Origin of the sequence: Dyella flagellata (genome assembly GCF_030160275.1) — a bacterium.
Classification (GTDB): domain Bacteria; phylum Pseudomonadota; class Gammaproteobacteria; order Xanthomonadales; family Rhodanobacteraceae; genus Dyella_B; species Dyella_B flagellata.
In genome coordinates this window covers 254130-272684 of sequence record NZ_BSOA01000003.1, presented here as the reverse complement: position 1 = coordinate 272684, position 18555 = coordinate 254130, and the positions used below count along the sequence as shown (strand labels likewise).

19 protein-coding genes, 1 tRNA gene and 1 other RNA gene are annotated in these 18555 nt (G+C 63.4%); 1 reads left to right on the top strand and 20 read right to left on the bottom strand.

The window, feature by feature from the left end; all coding sequences use genetic code 11:
* Positions 1 to 24 precede the first annotated feature (24 nt).
* The 6 genes from QQJ96_RS02785 to QQJ96_RS02760 form a co-directional block, all read right to left on the bottom strand.
* Positions 25 to 348, bottom strand: coding sequence for a YbaB/EbfC family nucleoid-associated protein (locus QQJ96_RS02785; protein ID WP_284330415.1), 324 nt, complete (start codon positions 346 to 348; stop codon positions 25 to 27).
* An 18-nt stretch (positions 349 to 366) separates the two neighbouring features.
* Positions 367 to 2049: a DNA polymerase III subunit gamma/tau gene (dnaX, locus tag QQJ96_RS02780; RefSeq protein WP_284330414.1), complete on the bottom strand. Its 1683-nt coding sequence runs from the start codon at positions 2047 to 2049 to the stop codon at positions 367 to 369.
* A 437-nt stretch (positions 2050 to 2486) separates the two neighbouring features.
* Positions 2487 to 2583, bottom strand: an RNA gene (ffs, locus tag QQJ96_RS02775) — signal recognition particle sRNA small type.
* Between the two features lie 66 nt (positions 2584 to 2649).
* Positions 2650 to 2742: transfer RNA gene (locus tag QQJ96_RS02770), tRNA-Ser, on the bottom strand.
* A gap of 149 nt (positions 2743 to 2891) precedes the next feature.
* Positions 2892 to 3650 carry an MBL fold metallo-hydrolase gene (locus QQJ96_RS02765; RefSeq protein ID WP_284330413.1) on the bottom strand — a complete coding sequence of 253 codons (759 nt, stop codon included), beginning with the start codon at positions 3648 to 3650 and terminating at the stop codon, positions 2892 to 2894.
* Complete coding sequence (locus QQJ96_RS02760) at positions 3647 to 4372, bottom strand: 3-deoxy-D-manno-octulosonic acid kinase (protein WP_284330412.1); 726 nt, start codon at positions 4370 to 4372, stop codon at positions 3647 to 3649. The genes QQJ96_RS02765 and QQJ96_RS02760 overlap by 4 nt, the downstream gene beginning before the upstream one ends.
* Before the next feature lie 45 nt (positions 4373 to 4417).
* Here QQJ96_RS02760 and QQJ96_RS02755 point away from each other — a divergent pair, with 45 nt between their 5' ends.
* Positions 4418 to 5458 carry a glycosyltransferase family 9 protein gene (locus QQJ96_RS02755; RefSeq protein WP_284330411.1) on the top strand — a complete coding sequence of 347 codons (1041 nt, stop codon included), beginning with the start codon at positions 4418 to 4420 and terminating at the stop codon, positions 5456 to 5458.
* A gap of 14 nt (positions 5459 to 5472) precedes the next feature.
* On the opposite strand, the gene QQJ96_RS02750 is transcribed toward QQJ96_RS02755, so the two are convergent.
* The 14 genes from QQJ96_RS02750 to sdhC form a co-directional block, all read right to left on the bottom strand.
* Positions 5473 to 5874, bottom strand: a complete 402-nt coding sequence (locus QQJ96_RS02750) for a DUF6165 family protein (RefSeq protein ID WP_284330410.1) — start codon at positions 5872 to 5874, stop codon at positions 5473 to 5475.
* 49 nt (positions 5875 to 5923) lie between these two features.
* Positions 5924 to 6925, bottom strand: coding sequence for a tetraacyldisaccharide 4'-kinase (gene lpxK, locus QQJ96_RS02745; RefSeq protein ID WP_284330409.1), 1002 nt, complete (start codon positions 6923 to 6925; stop codon positions 5924 to 5926).
* Positions 6926 to 6929: 4 nt separating this feature from the next.
* Positions 6930 to 8714, bottom strand: a complete 1785-nt coding sequence (gene msbA, locus QQJ96_RS02740) for a lipid A export permease/ATP-binding protein MsbA (RefSeq protein WP_284330408.1) — start codon at positions 8712 to 8714, stop codon at positions 6930 to 6932.
* Positions 8711 to 9142, bottom strand: a complete 432-nt coding sequence (locus QQJ96_RS02735) for an ExbD/TolR family protein (RefSeq protein WP_284330407.1) — start codon at positions 9140 to 9142, stop codon at positions 8711 to 8713. The genes msbA and QQJ96_RS02735 overlap by 4 nt, the downstream gene beginning before the upstream one ends.
* A 3-nt stretch (positions 9143 to 9145) precedes the next feature.
* Complete coding sequence (locus tag QQJ96_RS02730) at positions 9146 to 9796, bottom strand: MotA/TolQ/ExbB proton channel family protein (RefSeq protein ID WP_404649527.1); 651 nt, start codon at positions 9794 to 9796, stop codon at positions 9146 to 9148.
* A gap of 98 nt (positions 9797 to 9894) precedes the next feature.
* Positions 9895 to 12228 (bottom strand): DNA internalization-related competence protein ComEC/Rec2, encoded by a 2334-nt coding sequence (locus QQJ96_RS02725; protein WP_284330405.1) that lies wholly within the window; start codon positions 12226 to 12228, stop codon positions 9895 to 9897.
* 125 nt (positions 12229 to 12353) lie between these two features.
* Positions 12354 to 13046 (bottom strand): lipoprotein-releasing ABC transporter ATP-binding protein LolD, encoded by a 693-nt coding sequence (gene lolD, locus QQJ96_RS02720; protein WP_284330404.1) that lies wholly within the window; start codon positions 13044 to 13046, stop codon positions 12354 to 12356.
* Positions 13047 to 13050: 4 nt separating this feature from the next.
* On the bottom strand, positions 13051 to 14298 hold the full coding sequence (locus QQJ96_RS02715) for a lipoprotein-releasing ABC transporter permease subunit (RefSeq protein ID WP_284330402.1): 1248 nt from the start codon (positions 14296 to 14298) through the stop codon (positions 13051 to 13053).
* Between the two features lie 97 nt (positions 14299 to 14395).
* Entirely contained in the window at positions 14396 to 14827 is a 432-nt protein-coding gene (locus QQJ96_RS02710) for a YgfX family protein (protein WP_284330401.1), read from the bottom strand.
* On the bottom strand, positions 14799 to 15023 hold the full coding sequence (locus QQJ96_RS02705) for an FAD assembly factor SdhE (protein ID WP_284330755.1): 225 nt from the start codon (positions 15021 to 15023) through the stop codon (positions 14799 to 14801). Before QQJ96_RS02705 ends, QQJ96_RS02710 begins: the two co-directional genes overlap by 29 nt.
* 79 nt (positions 15024 to 15102) lie before the next feature.
* Complete coding sequence (locus QQJ96_RS02700; protein ID WP_284330400.1) at positions 15103 to 15885, bottom strand: succinate dehydrogenase iron-sulfur subunit; 783 nt, start codon at positions 15883 to 15885, stop codon at positions 15103 to 15105.
* A 21-nt stretch (positions 15886 to 15906) separates the two neighbouring features.
* Positions 15907 to 17694, bottom strand: coding sequence for a succinate dehydrogenase flavoprotein subunit (sdhA, locus tag QQJ96_RS02695; RefSeq protein ID WP_284330399.1), 1788 nt, complete (start codon positions 17692 to 17694; stop codon positions 15907 to 15909).
* Positions 17695 to 17699: 5 nt separating this feature from the next.
* Entirely contained in the window at positions 17700 to 18095 is a 396-nt protein-coding gene (gene sdhD / locus QQJ96_RS02690; protein ID WP_284330398.1) for a succinate dehydrogenase, hydrophobic membrane anchor protein, read from the bottom strand.
* Positions 18092 to 18487: a succinate dehydrogenase, cytochrome b556 subunit gene (gene sdhC / locus QQJ96_RS02685; protein ID WP_284330397.1), complete on the bottom strand. Its 396-nt coding sequence runs from the start codon at positions 18485 to 18487 to the stop codon at positions 18092 to 18094. Before sdhC ends, sdhD begins: the two co-directional genes overlap by 4 nt.
* Positions 18488 to 18555 lie beyond the last annotated feature (68 nt).

Genomic DNA, 18555 nt, shown 5'->3' with positions numbered 1-18555 from the left:
CATCCGGAAAGAGGGAGCGCCTCGTTAGAACGGCATCTTGAACCCGGCCGGCAGATTCATGCCGGCCGTAATGCCGCCCAGTTTGTTCTTGCTGGCCTCGGCTACTTTGTTTACCGCATCGTTGATCGCGGCAGCCACCAGGTCTTCGGCCATTTCCGGATCGTCGGCGAACAGCTTGCGATCGATCTGTACGCGACGCACCTCGTGCGCACCGCTCATCACGACGCTGACCAGGCCACCGCCGGAACTGCCGGTAACTTCGAGCTTGGCGATTTCTTCCTGCGCGCGCTTCATGTCTTCCTGCATGCGCTGCGCCTGCTGCATCAGCTGGCCAAGTTGTCCTCTCATGACGTCTACTCCAAAGCTCTAGGATTCAATAGGTTTGATGGATTGCGGCACCACGCGCGCACCGAACTCGCGCTTGAGCGCCTGCACCAGCGGATCGCCCTCGATCGATGCCTCGGCGGCCGACTGCGCCACACTGCGTGCTTCGGCAGCACGCGCTGCCGGCGTATGTGCCGCACCTTGGCTGTCCTCGACGAAGCGCAAGCGGATCGGCTCACCCATCACTTCGCTGAGCCGGTCGGCAATCTGGCCAATGATCGGTTCCACCGCCAGATGCATATGTGTGGGTTGCAGCGCCAACACAAGGGTTTGCCCTTCCCTGCCGCGCAGCGCCGAGTTCTGCGCCAGCTGGCCGATCGGGCCGCGCAGGTCGGCGCGCTGGATCAGCGCCTCCCAATCGGGCAGACCGCCAGGGTTGGCGATACGCTGCACCGGCGCCGCAGGAGGTGCCGCAGCAGCGGTATTTTCACGTGCCGGCGATGCCGATGTCGAATGCGGAGGCGTCACGGGGCGTGCGCCTTGCGCAGGGGCTGCAGCAGGCGCTGACGGCGCAGCGGACGGGTGCGAGGGCGCAGTCGGACGCTGTCCACCGGAGGCCGCTACCGGTGTGGCGCCATCCCCGGGACGAAACGCCAGCATGCGCAGCAGGGCCATCTCGAAACCGGTGCGTGTGTCGGGCGCAAGCGCCAGGTCGCGACGTCCGGCGGTGGCGATCTGGTAGTAGAGCTGCACGTCTTCGGGCGTCATGCGCTCGGCCAGATCCGCCAGGACCGGGTCGTCGCCATCGTTCTGATCGAGCCGGTAGCCGGGTACCAGTTGCAGCAGCTGGATGCGATGCAGGGCGGCGGCCAGATCGTCCAGCACGCTGCCGAAATCCGGCGAGAACGAGGCGATGCGCGCGCATTCGGCCATCAGTGCCTGCCCATCGCCTGTCGCCAAGGCACCAAGTAAGCCAAGCACTTGTCCACGTTCAACGCTGCCGAGCATCGCGCGTACTTCAGCGGCCTTCAACGCACCGCCGCCGTACGCGATCGCCTGGTCCAGCAGAGACAAGCCGTCACGCATTGAACCATCAGCCGCCCGCGACAGCTCCGCGATGGCCTGGTCGTCGAAATCGATGTGCTCGGCGCCAAGGATGTGCCGCATCTGCCCGGCAATCTGATCGGGCAACAAACGCTTGAGGTTGAAGCGCAGGCAGCGCGACAAGACGGTCACCGGCAGCTTCTGCGGATCGGTGGTGGCCAGCAGGAACTTCACGTGCGGAGGAGGCTCTTCCAGCGTCTTCAACAACGCGTTGAAGGCGGGCTTGGAGAGCATGTGCACCTCGTCCACCAGGTAGACCTTGAAGCGCCCACGCGCCGGCGCGTACTGCGCGTTCTCGATCACTTCACGCACGTCGTCCACGCCAGTGTTGCTGGCGGCGTCGATTTCCAGCAAGTCCACAAAGCGTCCGGCATCGACTGCCGTGCACACGGCGCATTCGCCGCAGGGATCGGCCGATTCGCCCCGCTCGCAGTTCAGCGACTTGGCGAAGATGCGCGCGATGGTGGTCTTGCCTACACCACGTGTGCCGGTGAACAGATAGGCGTGATGCATACGCCCGCTATCCAGCGCATTGGTCAGCGCGCGTACGACATGCTCCTGACCGACGAGTTCGGCGAACTTGCGGGGGCGCCATTTGCGCGCGAGTACCTGATAGGACATGCGTTAACGCTGTTAGGGCCTAAAGAGCGATTGTGCCAAGTCCGGGCTGGCAAGTCATGCGAAGCGGACAGACCGGGCCATAGTCAGAAGCCCCTAAGGATGCTCTGATCTATTCCACGTACCCGTCACCGCACTGTATGCGCGCCTCGCAGCGACCCAGTGGCGCACGCGGGGAAGGCACAGGGACGTGCCTGGTTTGAGGAGCGAGGAAGGCATGGCTGTCTGTCTAGACGCTGGGTCGCTGCGAGGCGCGCATACAGTGCGGCCCCAACCTTTTGAATTTTAATGACGGGGTGACGTCCAGAAGGCCCGCAGGCTGCGCCCCGCGGCTTGAACAGACGGCCTTATCTGCCCTGTGTCGCGCGACACACCCTGCGGGCCTTCTGGACGTCATGCCGGGCACGCGGAATAGATCAGAGCATCCTTAAAGGCGGCGGCCCCGCCAGCCACACCCCGGCACCCGAATCATTCGCTACCGTTGCTTCCTTCCGGACCTGGCGGGGTTTGCGAACTATCGTCGCGGGGGGACCGACGGGGCCACCATAGGGTGGGCATCGAAGCCCTGAAACTGGCTGCTAACTTGCCAATTTCAACTAGAACTGGCGGAGAGGGCGGGATTCGAACCCGCGATACGGGGATAAGCCGTATACACACTTTCCAGGCGTGCTCCTTCAACCACTCGGACACCTCTCCGCACGCAAAAACCATCTTGCTGGTTGGACGCCAACAAAGAAGCGGAAGCATAGCGGCTGGCCCGATTGCAGACAAGAGCGCGTAGGCTGGGATGGCAATCCCAGCATCGGGACGCCGCCGGAAATGCTGGGATTATCATCCCAGCCTACCTACCCTGCGTCGTGCCCCGGAGGCAGGGGATTCATCAATTCCACTCGGTCCCCAGCCCTGGCGACACGATACCCACGCGCAGTCAACGCATCCCCATCCGCCTTGCTGCCGTAGTGATAAAGCACCAACCGCGCCCGCAAACCCTCGTCGTATTCGCGCTCGACGTCGTCGATACCGGTATGCGAAGGGTTACCTACCAGGCCGCAATCGTGCGCGATCAGCTCCTGCCCACCTGCGTAGTGCGCCAGCACTTCGGGAATCGGGCGGGTGTCGCCGGTGAACGCGAAGCTGCCTTGCAGGCCTAAGCCGAACGAAGTGCCTGGACGATGATGCCGCGTGGAAAACACGTCGAACCAGCAGCCTTCCAGCCAAAAGCCACGCGAACATGGCACCAGCCGGAACGCTTCCCAATAATTCACCCCGCCCTCGGCCAGTACCCCGGGATAGTCCGCCACCCGCGTCTGCAACCACGGCACCAGCCCTGCGTGAGCGAATACGCGCGGCCTTCCGCGCAGGGATTCATCAAACCACACGCGCGTAAACAGGCGTTCCAGCCCCCCTACGTGATCCATATGCGTATGCGTGATGTAGAGGTTGCGCGGCAGCTCGCCATATGCGGCGAAATAACGGTCGAGCGTGTCGGGGCCGCAGTCGATCAGCAACACCGGCTTGCCGTCCCGTTCCAGCACCGCGGACGAGGAACCCAGCTCCACGGCGTGCGCGGCGCCGGTGCCGAGAAAATTGAGATGCCAGCTCATGTGCTCAGGATCCGTTGGTAACCGTCCATGAGGGGTCTCCAGATAGCCTGATCGAACACCGCCTCGCCCTGTGCTGCCGCCCCAAGCTTGAACAGGGACCTGCGCAGGCGCTGCAGGTTCGCCAGGCGCCAGCCCTGCTCCGGCACACGCATGGCGCCTCGGTCGAAATCCACCAGATAGAGTCCTGCTGGGGCGATCAGTACATTGTGCGCGTTGAGATCGGCATGCCACACGCCCGCGCGATGAAATCGCGCCACCATGGAACCCACCGCTTGAGCGAGTTCGGCATCCAACTGGCCCTGGGCCAGGCTCTGCGCCAGCGTGTGCGTATTGGCAAGACGCTGCATGATCAGGTCTGCCCGATAATAAAGCCCGCTGCGCTGATAGCGCGCAGCCACCACTTGCGGAACCGGCAATTGCAGCCGGGTCATGGCCTGGAGCAGCCGAAATTCCAGAAAGCTGCGCGTACGATCCTCACCGGTCCACAAGTACCGATCACCCATCAGCCGTGCCACCATGCCGCCGCGGCGGTAATGCCGCAGCACGCACTCGCCGGCCGGGGTCTGGATGACCGCCACGCCACCGCGACCGCCGGCTTGCGTGCTGAGCGCCCCCTGCCGATGCCAATGGTCGGCATCGAACCATGGGCTATCGACTTGTGGCGATACCGTGGCGTCGAACAGAATCGCACCCTTGGCGTCTTGGCGCAGTTGCTCGTGCATCGGTGCTGCGGCGGCCCTGTTTTAAGTCAATCCTGGCGATTCTACATGTCCGCTCCCGCTTCCATCTGCCTGCTGCGCACTTCGGCCATCGGCGACGTCACCCATGTGGTGCCCCTGGTCCGCACCCTGCAGCGCGCCTGGCCACAGGCCGAGCTGACCTGGATCGTCGGCAAGCTGGAGCGCAAGCTGGTCGGCGATCTGCCCGGCGTGGACTTCGTCACCTTCGACAAGGGCGCCGGCTGGGCCGGCATGCGCGAGGTACACGCCACTCTGAAAGGGCGGCGCTTCGATGCATTGCTGCAGATGCAAGTAGCCTTACGTTCCAATTTGCTGAGCCTGGGACTCAAGGCCGAACGCCGCATCGGCTACGACCACGCCCGCTCCAAGGATCTGCATGGCCTGGTGATCAACGAACGCATCCCGGCGCGCAGTGGCGAGCACGTGCTGCAGGCCATTGGCAGCTTTTGCGAACCGCTGGGCCTGAAACAGGCCGAGGTGTGCTGGGATATTCCGATTTCCGAAGAAGCCCACGCATGGGCTGCACAGCAATGGCCCGACGACCAGCCGGTGCTGCTGGTAAGCCCCACCTCCAGCCATGCCTTGCGCAACTGGCGCCCCGACCGTTACGCCACCGTCATGAATCACGCCCATGCCCGCGGCTGGCGCACGGTGCTGATCGGCGGCCCTTCCGCGATGGAACGCAACATGGCCGACGCCATCCTTGCGCGCTGCCGGCAGCCTCCGCTCGACCTCACCGGCAAGGACACACTCAAGAAGCTGATGGCCATGTTCTGCCGGGCGCAGCTGCTGCTGACACCCGACTCCGGCCCCATGCATATGGCCAACAGCGTGGGGTTGAAAGTGCTAGGCCTGCATGCCGCCAGCAATCCGGCCCGCTCCGGCCCTTATTCCGATCGACGCTGGTGCGTCGACAGATACGATGCCGCCTCGCGCAAATACTTCGGCAAGCCGGCCAGCGAAATTCCGTGGGGAAGCAAGATCGAGAAGCCCGGCGTCATGGACTTGATCGAGGCCGAAGACGTGATCGAACGCTTCGAAGCTGCCGCTGCGGAACCGCAGAAGTAGCCGGCATTGCGTAATTACTTGGCCGCCCGATAGTCCTGATACGACTTCTCTTCCACCAGCTGCGAGCCGAGTTTCAAATTGATCTCGCGCTTCACCGCCGCACGCTCATCGTTCTGGATATAGACCGAACGCGCCAATTCAATGAACTCGGCATCGAAGGCCTGCGCCTTTTCCTTCAGGCGGATACGGTCTTCGATATCCCACAGCGCTTCGTTCACCTCCAGCAGGCGCGCGCGCTCCTTGCCGATGTCGGTTTGCGACGCATGGTGATTGGCCCAAGTCGCATTCAGCAGGTTGAGCTCGTTATGCACATTGGCGAGCTTGGCCGGATCGGCGATCTGGCGTGCCTTGATCTCGAGGATGGTGATCTTGTCGATCAGCTCGCCAAAGGATACCGGTACCTGGATCAGGCTCATGAAAGACCTCGCGCGGAAGAAGTGCCGGCTGGGTGCCGGAAAACGACGCCTATGATAACGCCATCGCCCGCGATTGCGTCCGCACAGTCAGTTTTGCGCATAAATCCGCGTAAAAATTCGGGGGCAAGTCGGCCTTTACCGGCGCGCTCCACCAATGCGGCTGGGCGAAAGCACGGCACTTCACCGCGTCTTTTTCCGTCATCAGCACCGGACAATCATCGCCAAAGGCGAGATCCTGCGGTATGAAGGCATGATGATCGGGAAAGGGGTGCGCAATCACCTCGACCCCTTGCGCGCTGAGACTGGCAAAGAAGCGCTGCGGATGGCCGATCGCGGCCACCGCATGGACGCGCATGCCGGCAAAGCTGGCAAGAGTCTGCTCACGTCCATCACACAATCTCCGCGCGGTGCCGCCACCCAGGCGCATGGGCACTTCGCCCACTTGCGGGTCGCCACCGTTGCAGACGCGAAAATCGACCTGCTTAAGACGCCGCAGCGGCTCACGCAAAGGTCCCGCCGGAAGCAGGCGGGCATTGCCAAAGCGGCGCTCGCCATCGATTACGCAAATTTCCACATCGCGGGCAAGGCGGTAATGCTGCAAGCCATCGTCCGCGATGATGACGTTGCATCCTTCATTGAGCAGTAACTGCGCGGCTGCAGGGCGATCACGCCCGATGGCGACCGACACACCACTTGCACGTATCAAACAAGGCTCGTCGCCTACTTCGCTGGGATCTGGCGACTCACCGAGCAAGCTTGGCCCATGCTGGCTGCCGCCATAGCCGCGGCTCACCACGCCTGGCCGATAGCCTCGTTCGCGCAATGCATCCACCAACGCCAGCGTAAGCGGTGTCTTCCCTGTGCCCCCCGCCGTGATGTTGCCAACCACGATGACTGGACAAGGCAATTGCGCCGCACTCAGCCAACCGATTCGATAAAGCGTGCGCCGGACGGCCACGACAAACCCATAAAGCGCCGCAAGCGGGTGACACCACCACGGCAATCGTCTTGTGCCATACCAGCCCGCTTGGAGCGTCTCGGCCAAATTCATTGCGTCAGTCAGCGGCAACAGCAGCGGGACGTTCGTTGAACTGCATGCGGTGCAACGCGGCGTAATGACCACCCAGGGCCATCAGCTCGGCATGCGTGCCACGCTCAATGATCTGGCCCTGCTCCATCACCGCGATCTGGTCGGCGTGTTCGATGGTGGACAGACGATGCGCGATGACCAGCGTGGTGCGGTCGCGCATCAAGCGCTGCAGCGCCTGCTGGATCAGCCGTTCGGATTCGGTATCCAGTGCGCTGGTAGCTTCGTCCAGCACCAGGATGGGCGCGTTCTTGAGGATCGCGCGGGCGATTGCGATGCGCTGGCGCTGTCCACCGGAAAGCATGTTGCCGCCCTCGCCAATTGGGCTGTAAATGCCCTGCGGCATCCGCGCGATGAACTCCATCGCATTGGCGGCTTCGGCCGCGGCCACGATCTCCTGCTCGCTCGCACCGGCCAGCTCACCGTAAGCGATGTTCTCGGCCACGCTGCCGTCGAACAGCACCACGCTTTGCCCCACCCAGGCGATCTGCTTGCGCAGCGAGGACAAGGTGTAGTCCTCGTAACTCTCGCCATCGAGCAGGATGCGGCCGTCAGTCAGCGCATTGAACCGCGGCAGCAGGCTGACCAGGCTGCTTTTGCCGCTGCCGGAGCGGCCTACCAGCGCGGTCACGGAACCCGGCGGGCAATGCAGGCTCACACCAGCCAGTGCCTGGCAGTCACCGCGAGGATAAACCAGGCGCACGTCTTCGAAACGCAAGTCGCCCTTGGTGCGCTCCAGGATCTTGCTGCCGCGATCGACTTCCGGCGGCAGGTTCATCACCGCAAACAGGTTTTCGGCGGCGGCCAGACCGGTCTGGATGTTGGACTGCACATTGGCCAGTCGCTTCAGCGAGGGCAGCATGCCGCCCATCGCGGTCAGCACGGCCACAAACATGCCGGCCGAAATGCTATCGATCACCGACGGGCGCGAAGCCAGGAAGATCAGAACGGCCAGGGCGAACGAAGCCACGGTCTGGACGGAGGCGCTGGAGGTGGCGGAAGTCGCGACGATCTTGAGGTTCAGGTAGCGCGCTCGTCCGGTAACATCCTTGAAGCGCTCCGCGGACTGCTGCTGACCGCCGTAAATGCGCAATTCGCGGTGACCGTCGATGGCTTCTTCCACCGTTCCGGTCACCGAGCCCATCATGTTCTGGATGCGTCGGCTGATCGCGCGATAACGGCGGCTGACGAAGGCGGCGATCAGCATGATCGGCGGGATGATCAGGAACAGCACCATGGTGAGGTAGGCGCTCTTGCTCAACATCACGTAGAACATGCTGATGGCCGTGACGCTTTCGGTCACCACCACTTTCAAGGCATCGGTGGAAGCACCGGCCACTTGTTCGCTGGTGTAGGTAATGCGCGAAATCTGATGCCCCGAATGTTCGTCGCCAAAGAACGTGGCCGGCAATCGCAGATAGGCGGCGAATACATCGCGCTGCAGGGACTGCACCACGTTGCGTCCGACATAGCCAATGCCGTAGTTGCTGACGAAGGTGGCAACGCCGCGCACCAGGAAGATGGCGATGATCCAGATCGGCATCCAGAAGATCAGGTAGGGATCCTTCTTCACAAACAATTTGTCGATGATCGGCTGCAATTGGTTGGTGAAGAACGCAAGGCAGCCGCCATCCACGGCAAAGCCGATGATGGTGATCAGTATCACCGGCCAAAAGCGTGCGGAATAGCCGAGCAGCCGCCTGTACGTGCGGCGGCTGTCCGCATCCCACAACGAGATTTTGGCGCCGCTCATTTGCCCGTTTCCGCCTGCGTCGGCGTCGTGGCGATGGAAAGATGGGTGAAGCCGAGCTGGCCCAGCGCATCCATGGCGATGACCACGTTCTGGTGCGCGGTCATGGCATCGGCGCGAATGGTCACGGTCTGGTTGCGATCGTCGCCGGCCACGTGCGCAATGGCCTGCTTTACCGCATCAACGCTCGCGCCCCGCACCTCATCGCTGCCCACGTAGAAGTGGCCCTCGCGATCCACCATCACGGTGATCGCCGGCGGCTGCATGTCGCGATCTTCCGCGCTGGCCTGCGGCAGGTTCACCTTCATGCGCGAATGCTGCACGAAGGTGGTGGTGAGCACGAAAAACATCAGCAGGGTCAGCAGCACGTCGATCAACGAAACCACGTTGATCTCGAAATCGTCGCTGCGGCGGTCGTTACCGATACGCATGGCTCAGACCGAGGCCTTGTCGCCCGTGGCCAGCGAGGTGCGTCGCGCACGTGGAGCGGTGCCCGGCGCGGAAAGCGTGAGATCGTCCAGCAGCAGCGTAGCCTGCTTTTCCATGTCCACCACGTAACCGGCCACCTTGGAGCGGAAATAGCGGTGCAGCACGTAGGCGGGAATCGCCACCGTCAGACCCGCCGCCGTACAGATCAGGGCCTCGCCGATGCCGCCGGCCATCTTGGTGGGATCGGCCATGCCACCCACCATCACCTGCATGAACATGCGGATCAGGCCGATCACGGTACCGAACAGGCCGAGCAGCGGGCCGATCAGGGCGATGGTGCCGAGCGTGTTCAGATAGCGCTCCATGCGATGCACCACGTGGCGGCCGGTGTCCTCGATGCGCTCTTTGATCAGTTCGCGCGAATGGTGGCGCACAGCCAACGCGGCGGCCAGCAATTCGCCCAGAGGCGAGCCGGTCGCAAGCTTTTCCAAGTGGGCCGGATCGAGCTGATCGGAACGTGCCCATTCGCGCACCTCCTGCGCCAGCCCGGGCGGCAGCACGTAGCTGCGCCGCAAGGTCCAGGACCGCTCCAGCACAATCGCCAACGCCACCGCCGAGCAGATCAGGATGGGCGCCATCGCCCAACCGCCCGCCATCAGAATCTGACCCAAATCACCCACAGCAAAACTCCTGGCCCTGCCGCCTGCGCAAGCCGCCATCATAGCAGCGTCTCCGAAACGTACCGTGCGGCCAATCACTCCCGCCAATAGCGCCGTTCCAGCGAGCGCCAACGCGCCGCAACATGGGCCTGGCCCGTCGCCGGAAAGTCAATCTGAACGGCGCCATCCACCGCCGTATTGAATACCGGTACGCCCGCAGCTTTGTAGCGCTGCATGACGGCCGGGTGCGGATGACCAAAACGATTGCGCCAGCCGGCGGAGACCACGGCAAGCTCCGGATTGATAGCGGCAATGAAACCGGCGCTGGAGGAACTCTTGCTGCCATGATGGGGCACCTGCAGCACCGGCCGAGGCCCCGGCCCCAGCGAAGCGGCAACTTGCCGTTCGGTAGGCGCCGCGATATCGCCAGTGAGCAACAGGCGCCCTGAACGGCCTTCGACCAACAGCACGCAGGAGTCGTCGTTCGCTGGCGCTTTGTGCGCCTCCACCGCGGGACTCAGCACGCGAAAACGCACCTCGTCCCACTCCCATTGCTGTCCTGCACGGCACTGCTCCATGGGTACCCGCAAGCGGGCGGGTTCGCCGGAAAAGCGCCGAACCATCGGAAATGCCGCCGCCACGGCCACAGCACCGCCAGCATGATCGTTGTCACCGTGACTGATCATCAGCACATCCAGCCGATCCATCCCCAGCGCATACATGGAAGGCACGACGACGGCCGCTCCCAAATCGTATTCCGAGGGAAAGCGGGGACCCGCGTCGTAAATCAGGGCGTGGTGGCGCGTACGCACAATCATCGCAAGCCCCTGCCCGACATCCAGCGTCCACGCCTGGAAACCGCCTTCGGCCGGCAGTTGGCGTACCGGCCACAGCAGCGGCAGAAACATAAATACGCCGAGTATTCGCAAAGGCACGCCGCGTGGCGCAAACAACCACACCGCACCCAGCATGGCCAATAGCAGCGCCCAGGGTTTCACCGTGGGCAAATACCAATGCGCGCCAGGCCACTGTGCGAGCAGTTCGAGCAGCCACCATTGCGCACGCGTCAACCACTCCGCCACATGCAACACAGGCGTCGCCAGCGGTGGGCAGACGACGAGCAACAGTGTGCCGAACAGGGCACACGGCACGATCACGAAACTCACGAAAGGCACCGCGACCAGGTTGGACAAAGCCCCGACCAGCGACGCCTCGCCGAAAAACCACATCGTCAACGGCAGCAAGGAGACCGTCATCACCAATTGCCCCAGCGTCAGCTCGTGCAGAAAACCGCGCAGGCCGCGTCCTTTCGCTTCCATGCACAGGATCAGGAACGCGACGCCAACAAACGACAGCCAGAAGCCTGCCTCCAGCACGGCGGCAGGATTGGCCAACAGTATCGCCGTCAGCGCGATCGCCAGCGCCTGTGTCGCGTCGTTGGCACGGCGACTGCAACGTGCCACGGCGCAGGCAGCAATCATCAACATGGTGCGCATCGTCGGCATGCCCAAGCCCGCTAACGCACCGTATGTGCTGGCCGACGCCAACGCGAACACGGCTTGTGCCAGCGATCGCGGACAGCGCAGCGCCAACGCAGGCCACAACCAGTACACGACGTGACACAACCACAGCCCGAACACCGCCGCCACGCCCACATGAAAGCCGGAAATGGCGAGCAAATGGGAAATACCGTTGCCTCGCGCAACCATCCAGTCATGTTGCTCAAGACCACGCGTGTCGCCCACCGTAAAGGCGCGCAACAATGCGGCACTATGCGGATCATGCACGCGAGCCTGGATGCCGTCGGCAAGCGATCCGCGCAGGCGATCCAGGCACCATGTCGCCACGCTCAAGCGGCGGTTGCCCGGATCGCCACGAACATAACCCACGGCGGCGATGCCGCGCGCAAGCGCGCTGCGTTCGCTATCGGCGCCGCCTGGATTGACGGTTCCACGCGGCCTGCGCAAGCGCAACCGCAATTGCCATTGCGAACAGGGCTCCGGCTCGGCGGAGGGCTTGCCGTACCAGCTGATGCGCACGCGTCCCCGCCAGGCTATGACTTGCTTGTCACGCGTGGCGCGCTCGATCTCCAATTGCACGCTGGTGGCGCCGGCTTTGGTTTGCGCCAGGTCAACAACGTGTCCAACCACTTGGAAGTCTTGCCCTTCCCAAGCCGTTGGCAAACGCGCCTCCATCGCCGAACCACCACGCCAGGCCGCCCATGCGAAGCCGAACAGCAATACGGCAAGCCACCGCAAGCGCGGCAGGCGCCACGCAAGCATCCATGAACATGCCGCCAGCCCGCCCACCCACCAGCGAGGCGGCAACAAGGGCAGCCATTGAACCGCGGCTATTCCGGCCAATAGCGCCAGCGCCGCCGTGATTGCGCTGGGCCATGTTCGTGTTGCCTGCGTCTCCCCGCCTGCCATGAGGGGAAACTAGCGCAGGCAGCAATCCACGCTTGTAGGGAGCCGACGCGAATGGAAGTGAGGCAAGGCCGCCGCCTGTGCGACCACGCGCGTGGATGAGGGCAAACCTGCGTCGAAAGTGGTGCTCAGGCTTTGTCGCGCAACTCGCCGTTATGCAATTCCAGCGTGCGGTCCATTCGCGCGGCCAGGTGGCGATCATGCGTCACCAGGATGAAGCTGGTGCCGATCTCGTGATTCAACTCCAGCATCAAGGCGTAGACCTGCGCGGCATTGTCTTCATCCAGATTGCCGGTGGGCTCGTCGCCCAGCACACAGGCAGGACGCGTCACCAGTGCACGCGCCACTGCACAGCGTTGGCGTTCGCCACCGGAAAGTTCCGATGGCTTGTGCTCCAGGCGCTGCCCCAAGCCCACGCGTTGCAGCAAGGCCTTGGCCTGCTTCTGCGCTTCGGCAATGCCCGCACCACGGATCAGCAGGGGCATGCACACGTTTTCCAGCGCGGTGAACTCAGGCAGCAGATGATGAAACTGGTAGATGAAGCCCATCGATCGGTTACGCACCCTGCCCCGCTCGGCATCGGACAGCCTGGAAAGCACCTGGCCTTCCACCTCCACCTCGCCGCTGGTCAGCGTGTCCAGGCCGCCGATGATGTGCAGCAGAGTGCTCTTGCCGGAACCGGAGGCGCCAACGATCGCCAGCGTTTCGCGGCGCTTGAGGGCAAAGTTCACATCGATCAGCACCTTGGTGCGCAGATCGCCTTCCTCGTAGGTTTTGGCGACGTGGCTGGCGCGCAGCACGATATCGTTGGTAGCGTTCATGGACTTACTCATAGCGCAATGCCTGGGCCGGTTGCGTACGCGAGGCGCGCCATGCGGGGTAGAGCGTCGCAAGCAGGGAGAACAGGAAGGTGACTAGCGATACCCCGACCACGTCATGCCAATCGAGCCTGCTGGGCACTTCGCTGATGTAATAGACGTCCGGCGAAAGGAAGGTCACGCCAGTGACGTGCTCGATGAATTTCACGATGCCGGGCAGTCGCCACGAAAGCAGCGAGCCTAGCCCCACGCCGAAACCGATGCCCACGAAGCCCACCAGCACGCCCTGCACCATGAACATGCCCATGATGCTGCGCGGCGTCGAGCCCAGCGTGCGCAGGATGGCAATGTCGGCCTGCTTGTCGGTCACCAGCATCATCAGCATCGAGATCAGGTTGATCACCGCCACCAGGATGATCAGCGAGAGGATGATGAACATCACGTGCTTCTCCATCGCAATGGCGGTGAAGAAGTTGGCGTGACTGTCCATCCACGTCGTCACCCCGTAGACCTGGCCAAGCGTGTCGGCCAGTTGACGCGCCACGGGTTGCGCGTTGTAAAGGTCGTCCAGCTTAAGGCGGATGCCGGTGGGACCAGCGAGGCTCTTGAGTTTTTCCGCGTCTCCGAGACTGATCACGCCAAGGCCGGAATCGAATTCCTCCATGCCCACTTCAAAAATGCCGCTGACGCGAAATCCACGAATCCGCGGCACCGAACCCAGCGGCGTGGCACGCAACTCCGGCACGATCATGGTGACCTTGTCGCCCACGTTCACGCCAAGCTGCAAAGCCAGATCCTTGCCCAGGACGATATTCCAGCTGTCCGGCTTCAGCGAATCAAACGAGCCGGCGACCATGTGCTTGTTGATATCCGATACATTCGGCTCCTGCGCCGTATCGACGCCACGCACGATCGCCCCGCTGGAACGCTGCCCCTGCAGGAAGGACTGGATCTCAACGTAAGGTGCCGCCCCCCGCACGTGCGGGTTGGCCTTCACCTGCTGCATGGCGTATTGCCAATTCTGCACCGACTCGCCCGGTTGTATCGCAGACACGGTGGCATCGGAAATCGCGCCCAGGATGCGCGAACGAAGCTGGTAGTCGAAGCCGTTCATCACCGACATCACGGTGATCAGTGCCATCACGCTGATCGTGATGCATACGATGGACACGGTGGAAATGAAGGAAATGAACTGGTTGCGCCGCTTGGCACGGACGTAGCGCAGGCCGATGAAAAGCTCGAGCGGTCGGAACATGGAGGCTTCGCTTGTGGGGTATGGGCGGCGGGTATGTAAGAATCCTTCAGACCGTGCCGCGCGCGCAGAGTGCCCGAAGCGGGGCATGGCGGCAACCTTAGGGATGTTCTTGCGCTTCAGCCCGCACGACGGCCAGGCGCATACGCAAGCGCCGCCGGATGTCCGAATCGGTGTTGTCGGGCATCAGCCACAGCGTGAGCTTGCCGTAGCGTTGGCTGGCCAGGCGAATCAGCGCCCCTGGGTGAATCACCCGAAACGACAGCAGCGTGGCCGCATCGTCCCCGCCATCCAGGCCGCGCAAGGTCCAGCCGCTTTGGCCAGCCCAGCCCACCGCACGGATCGGCACACGCTGGCGGCGAATGGCATGCAGGCAGGCTCCGATGGAGACCAGCACCAGCACAATGCGCATGGCTAGCGGCAAACCCGATACCGCCACGGCTATCGCCGCCAAACCGGTGACCCCGGCAAACAGCCGCGACACCCAGCGCGAAGGCCGGTATTCAAAGCCGATGGCGGGCGCGGATGTCATCGATGATCGCCTGCCAATCGATGCGCGGCGGCCTGGCGTGACCCATCACCCAGTCCCACAGGTCCGGGTCCTGCACGTCGAGCAATTCGTCGAAGGCCCGCTGCAGGGCCGCGTCGGCCGTGGGAAACGAGGTTTCCAGCCAGCCGCCGAACAAGGCATCCAGTTCGCGCGTGCCGCGACGGGTGCGCCACCGCAGGCGCTTCAAGTCCGGGACTCCGGAGGCTGGACTCGAGGCTCGGTCAGAGCCCGGTTGGTCCGGAGTCCCGCCGCTCATGTCAGGCGGACCGCCGCGCCACCAGCAGCTTCTTGATCTCCGCAATCGCCTTGGCCGGGTTCAAACCCTTCGGACAGGTGCGTGCGCAGTTCATGATGGTGTGGCAGCGGTACAGCTTGAACGGATCTTCCAGATCGTCCAGGCGCGCACCGGTGTCCTCGTCGCGCGAATCGACGATCCAGCGGTAGGCCTGCAACAGGATCGCCGGCCCCAGGTAACGGTCGCCGTTCCACCAGTAGCTCGGGCAGCTGGTCGAGCAGCAGGCGCACAGGATGCACTCGTACAAGCCGTCGAGCTTCTTGCGGTCTTCCGGGGACTGCAAGCGCTCGCGGTCAGGTGCCGCGCTTTGCGTACGCAACCACGGACGGATCGAAGCGAACTGCGCGTAGAAGTGCGTGAGATCGGGAACCAGATCCTTCACCACCGGCATGTGCGGCAGCGGGTAGATCTTCACGTCACCCGACGGGCATTCCGTGATCGCCTTGGTGCAGGCCAGCGTATTGGTGCCGTCGATGTTCATCGCGCAGGAGCCGCAGATGCCTTCGCGGCAGGAGCGGCGCAGCGTGAGGGTGGGATCGATCTCGTTCTTGATCTTCAGCAGCGCGTCCAGAACCATCGGGCCGCACGCGGCCAGGTCGACCTCGTAGGTATCGACGCGCGGGTTCTGGCCATCGTCCGGCGACCAGCGATAGATGCGGAACGTACGCGGTTTTTTCGCGTCCTTCGCCGGATAGTGCTTGCCCGGCTGGATCTTGGAATTCTTCGGTAGCGTGAACTCGGCCACGATTGCCTCTCCAGTCGGTACTTAGTAAACGCGCTTCTTCGGCGGCACCACCTCGACCTCGCCGGTCAAGGTGTACATGTGCACCGGACGGAAATCGAAGCTGGTCTTGCCGGCTTCGTCGACCTTCACCAGGGAGTGTTTCATCCAGGTGTGGTCGTCGCGCTCAGGGAAATCCTCGCGGGCATGCGCGCCGCGGCTCTCCTGGCGCTGCTCGGCCGAATGCATGGTCGCCACGGCCTGGTCCAACAGGTTGGACAGCTCCAGCGTTTCGATCAGGTCGGAGTTCCAAACCATCGAGCGATCGCTGACACGCACGTCCTTGAACGAATCATGCACCTCGGAGATCTTCTTCGAGCCGGCCTTGAGCGTTTCGCCGGTACGGAACACCGCAGCGTCTTCCTGCATGGTGCGCTGCATGTTCGCGCGGATCTTCGCCGTGGGCGTACCGCCGTTGGCGTTGCGCAAGCCATCGAAACGGGCCAAGGCCTTATCAAGCACGCTGGCCGGCAGATCCTTGTGCGCAGCACCCGGTTTGATGAGCTCGGCGCAGCGATGCGAAACGGCACGGCCGAACACCACCAGGTCGAGCAGCGAGTTGGAACCCAGGCGATTGGCGCCATGTACCGACACGCAGGCAGCTTCGCCGATCGCGAACAGGCCCGGCACGACGGAATCGACGTCCTCGCCCTTCTTCTGCACGACTTCGCCGTGGTAGTTGGTGGGGATGCCGCCCATGTTGTAGTGCACGGTCGGCAGCACCGGGATCGGTTCCTTGGTGACGTCCACACCAGCGAAGATGCGCGCCGATTCGGCGATACCCGGCAGGCGTTCGTGAATCACCTCGGGGCCCAGATGCATCAGGTTCAGATGCACGTGATCCTTGTGTTCGCCCACGCCACGGCCTTCGCGGATTTCCAGGGTCATGGCGCGACTAACCACGTCGCGGGAAGCCAGATCCTTGGCGCTCGGCGCGTAGCGCTCCATGAAGCGCTCGCCCTTGGAATTGGTGAGATAGCCGCCTTCGCCACGCACGCCTTCGGTGATCAGGCAGCCGGCGCCGTAGATACCGGTAGGATGGAATTGCACGAATTCCATATCCTGCATCGCCAGGCCCGCACGCAGCACCATGCCGCCACCGTCGCCGGTGCAGGTATGGGCGGAAGTGGCGCTGAAGTACGCGCGGCCGTAGCCGCCGGTAGCCAGCACCACAGCCTGGCCGCGGAAGAAATGCAAAGTACCCTCGTTCATGTCGAGCGCCAGCACGCCGCGGCACACGCCTTCGTCGTCGAAGATCAGGTCGATGGCGAAGTATTCGATGAAGAAGGTGGCGTCGTGCGCCAGCGCCTGTTGGTACAAGGTGTGCAGGATCGCGTGGCCGGTGCGGTCCGCCGCGGCACAGGTGCGTTGCGCGGTGCCCTTGCCGTAGTGCGTGGTCATGCCGCCGAACGGGCGCTGGTAGATGCGGCCGTCGTCGGTGCGCGAGAACGGCACGCCGTAGTGTTCCAGCTCCAGGATCGACGGAATGGCCTCGCGGCACATGTATTCGATCGCGTCCTGATCGCCCAGCCAGTCCGACCCCTTGATGGTGTCGTAGAAGTGGAAGCGCCAGTCGTCCTCGCCCATGTTGCCAAGCGCCGCCGCAATACCGCCCTGTGCCGCTACCGTATGTGAGCGGGTCGGGAACACCTTGGTGATGCAAGCGGCCTTCAGGCCTTTCTCGGCCAGGCCGAACGTGGCGCGCAGGCCGGCGCCGCCGGCACCCACCACCACCACGTCGAATTTGTGCTGCTGAATTTTGTAGGCTTCCATCGAGCTCAGGCTCCCAGTGCGATGCGCAGCACAGCCAGCGTGCCGCCCAGCACGCACAGCACGGCGATAAACTTGATGAGCACCAGAAGGGTGATTTCCTTCCAGCGGGTGTGCACATAGTCTTCAACCACCACCTGCAGGCCGAGCACCGCGTGCCAGAACATGCTGACCAGGAACGCGATCAGCAGCACCGCGTTCCACGGCTTGGCCACCGCCGCGCGGGCCGTCGCATAGTCTCCCTGCAGCAGGCCGAGCACCAGGATCACGAACCATAGGCCGAGCAGGACCAGGGCGACCGCCGTGGTGCGCTGGGTCCACCAATGCGCCACCCCGAACTGAGCCGAACCCAGGCCACGCGCCCGCTTCAGCGGATGCCGCAGATCTTTTGCGTTCGTACTCATGCGGCACCTCCGGCGGACAGCACGTAGCCCCAGACGATCAAGGTCAGCACGATGCTGCCGATCACGGTCAGCCAGCTCGAGCGCACGAACTGGGCGATGGCATAGCCCGCGCCGGCATCTTGCACCAGGTGGCGGATGCCGTTGCACAGGTGGTAGAACAGCGACCAGGTCCAGCCGATCATCAGGATCATGCCCAGCGGGCTGCCCATGCAGATCTTGAACTGATGGAACGCATCCTCGCCGGCGGCCAGGGCGACCAGCCCCCACACGACGATCAGGGTGCCCACGGACAAGGCAATGCCGGTGGCGCGATGCAGGATGGAGGTCACCATCTGCACTTGCCACTTATATATCTGTAAATGCGGTGAAAGCGGTCGTTGCGTCTGTGCCATGGCGGCTATCCTGGGGTGGAATCGCTAATGCCCGCGCACTGCCATCGGCTTTCCGCTCAGCTGTACCG

Bases quoted from the DNA above. Each gene is read 5' to 3' on its own strand.
- QQJ96_RS02785 (WP_284330415.1), bottom strand. From the start codon at position 348: ATGAGAGGACAACTTGGCCAGCTGATGCAGCAGGCGCAGCGCATGCAG.
- dnaX (WP_284330414.1), bottom strand. From the start codon at position 2,049: ATGTCCTATCAGGTACTCGCGCGCAAATGGCGCCCCCGCAAGTTCGCC.
- QQJ96_RS02765 (WP_284330413.1), bottom strand. From the start codon at position 3,650: ATGAGCTGGCATCTCAATTTTCTCGGCACCGGCGCCGCGCACGCCGTG.
- QQJ96_RS02760 (WP_284330412.1), bottom strand. From the start codon at position 4,372: ATGCACGAGCAACTGCGCCAAGACGCCAAGGGTGCGATTCTGTTCGAC.
- QQJ96_RS02755 (WP_284330411.1), top strand. From the start codon at position 4,418: ATGTCCGCTCCCGCTTCCATCTGCCTGCTGCGCACTTCGGCCATCGGC.
- QQJ96_RS02750 (WP_284330410.1), bottom strand. From the start codon at position 5,874: ATGAGCCTGATCCAGGTACCGGTATCCTTTGGCGAGCTGATCGACAAG.
- lpxK (WP_284330409.1), bottom strand. From the start codon at position 6,925: ATGAATTTGGCCGAGACGCTCCAAGCGGGCTGGTATGGCACAAGACGA.
- msbA (WP_284330408.1), bottom strand. From the start codon at position 8,714: ATGAGCGGCGCCAAAATCTCGTTGTGGGATGCGGACAGCCGCCGCACG.
- QQJ96_RS02735 (WP_284330407.1), bottom strand. From the start codon at position 9,142: ATGCGTATCGGTAACGACCGCCGCAGCGACGATTTCGAGATCAACGTG.
- QQJ96_RS02730 (WP_404649527.1), bottom strand. From the start codon at position 9,796: ATGGCGGGCGGTTGGGCGATGGCGCCCATCCTGATCTGCTCGGCGGTG.
- QQJ96_RS02725 (WP_284330405.1), bottom strand. From the start codon at position 12,228: ATGGCAGGCGGGGAGACGCAGGCAACACGAACATGGCCCAGCGCAATC.
- lolD (WP_284330404.1), bottom strand. From the start codon at position 13,046: ATGAACGCTACCAACGATATCGTGCTGCGCGCCAGCCACGTCGCCAAA.
- QQJ96_RS02715 (WP_284330402.1), bottom strand. From the start codon at position 14,298: ATGTTCCGACCGCTCGAGCTTTTCATCGGCCTGCGCTACGTCCGTGCC.
- QQJ96_RS02710 (WP_284330401.1), bottom strand. From the start codon at position 14,827: ATGACATCCGCGCCCGCCATCGGCTTTGAATACCGGCCTTCGCGCTGG.
- sdhA (WP_284330399.1), bottom strand. From the start codon at position 17,694: ATGGAAGCCTACAAAATTCAGCAGCACAAATTCGACGTGGTGGTGGTG.
- sdhD (WP_284330398.1), bottom strand. From the start codon at position 18,095: ATGAGTACGAACGCAAAAGATCTGCGGCATCCGCTGAAGCGGGCGCGT.
- sdhC (WP_284330397.1), bottom strand. From the start codon at position 18,487: ATGGCACAGACGCAACGACCGCTTTCACCGCATTTACAGATATATAAG.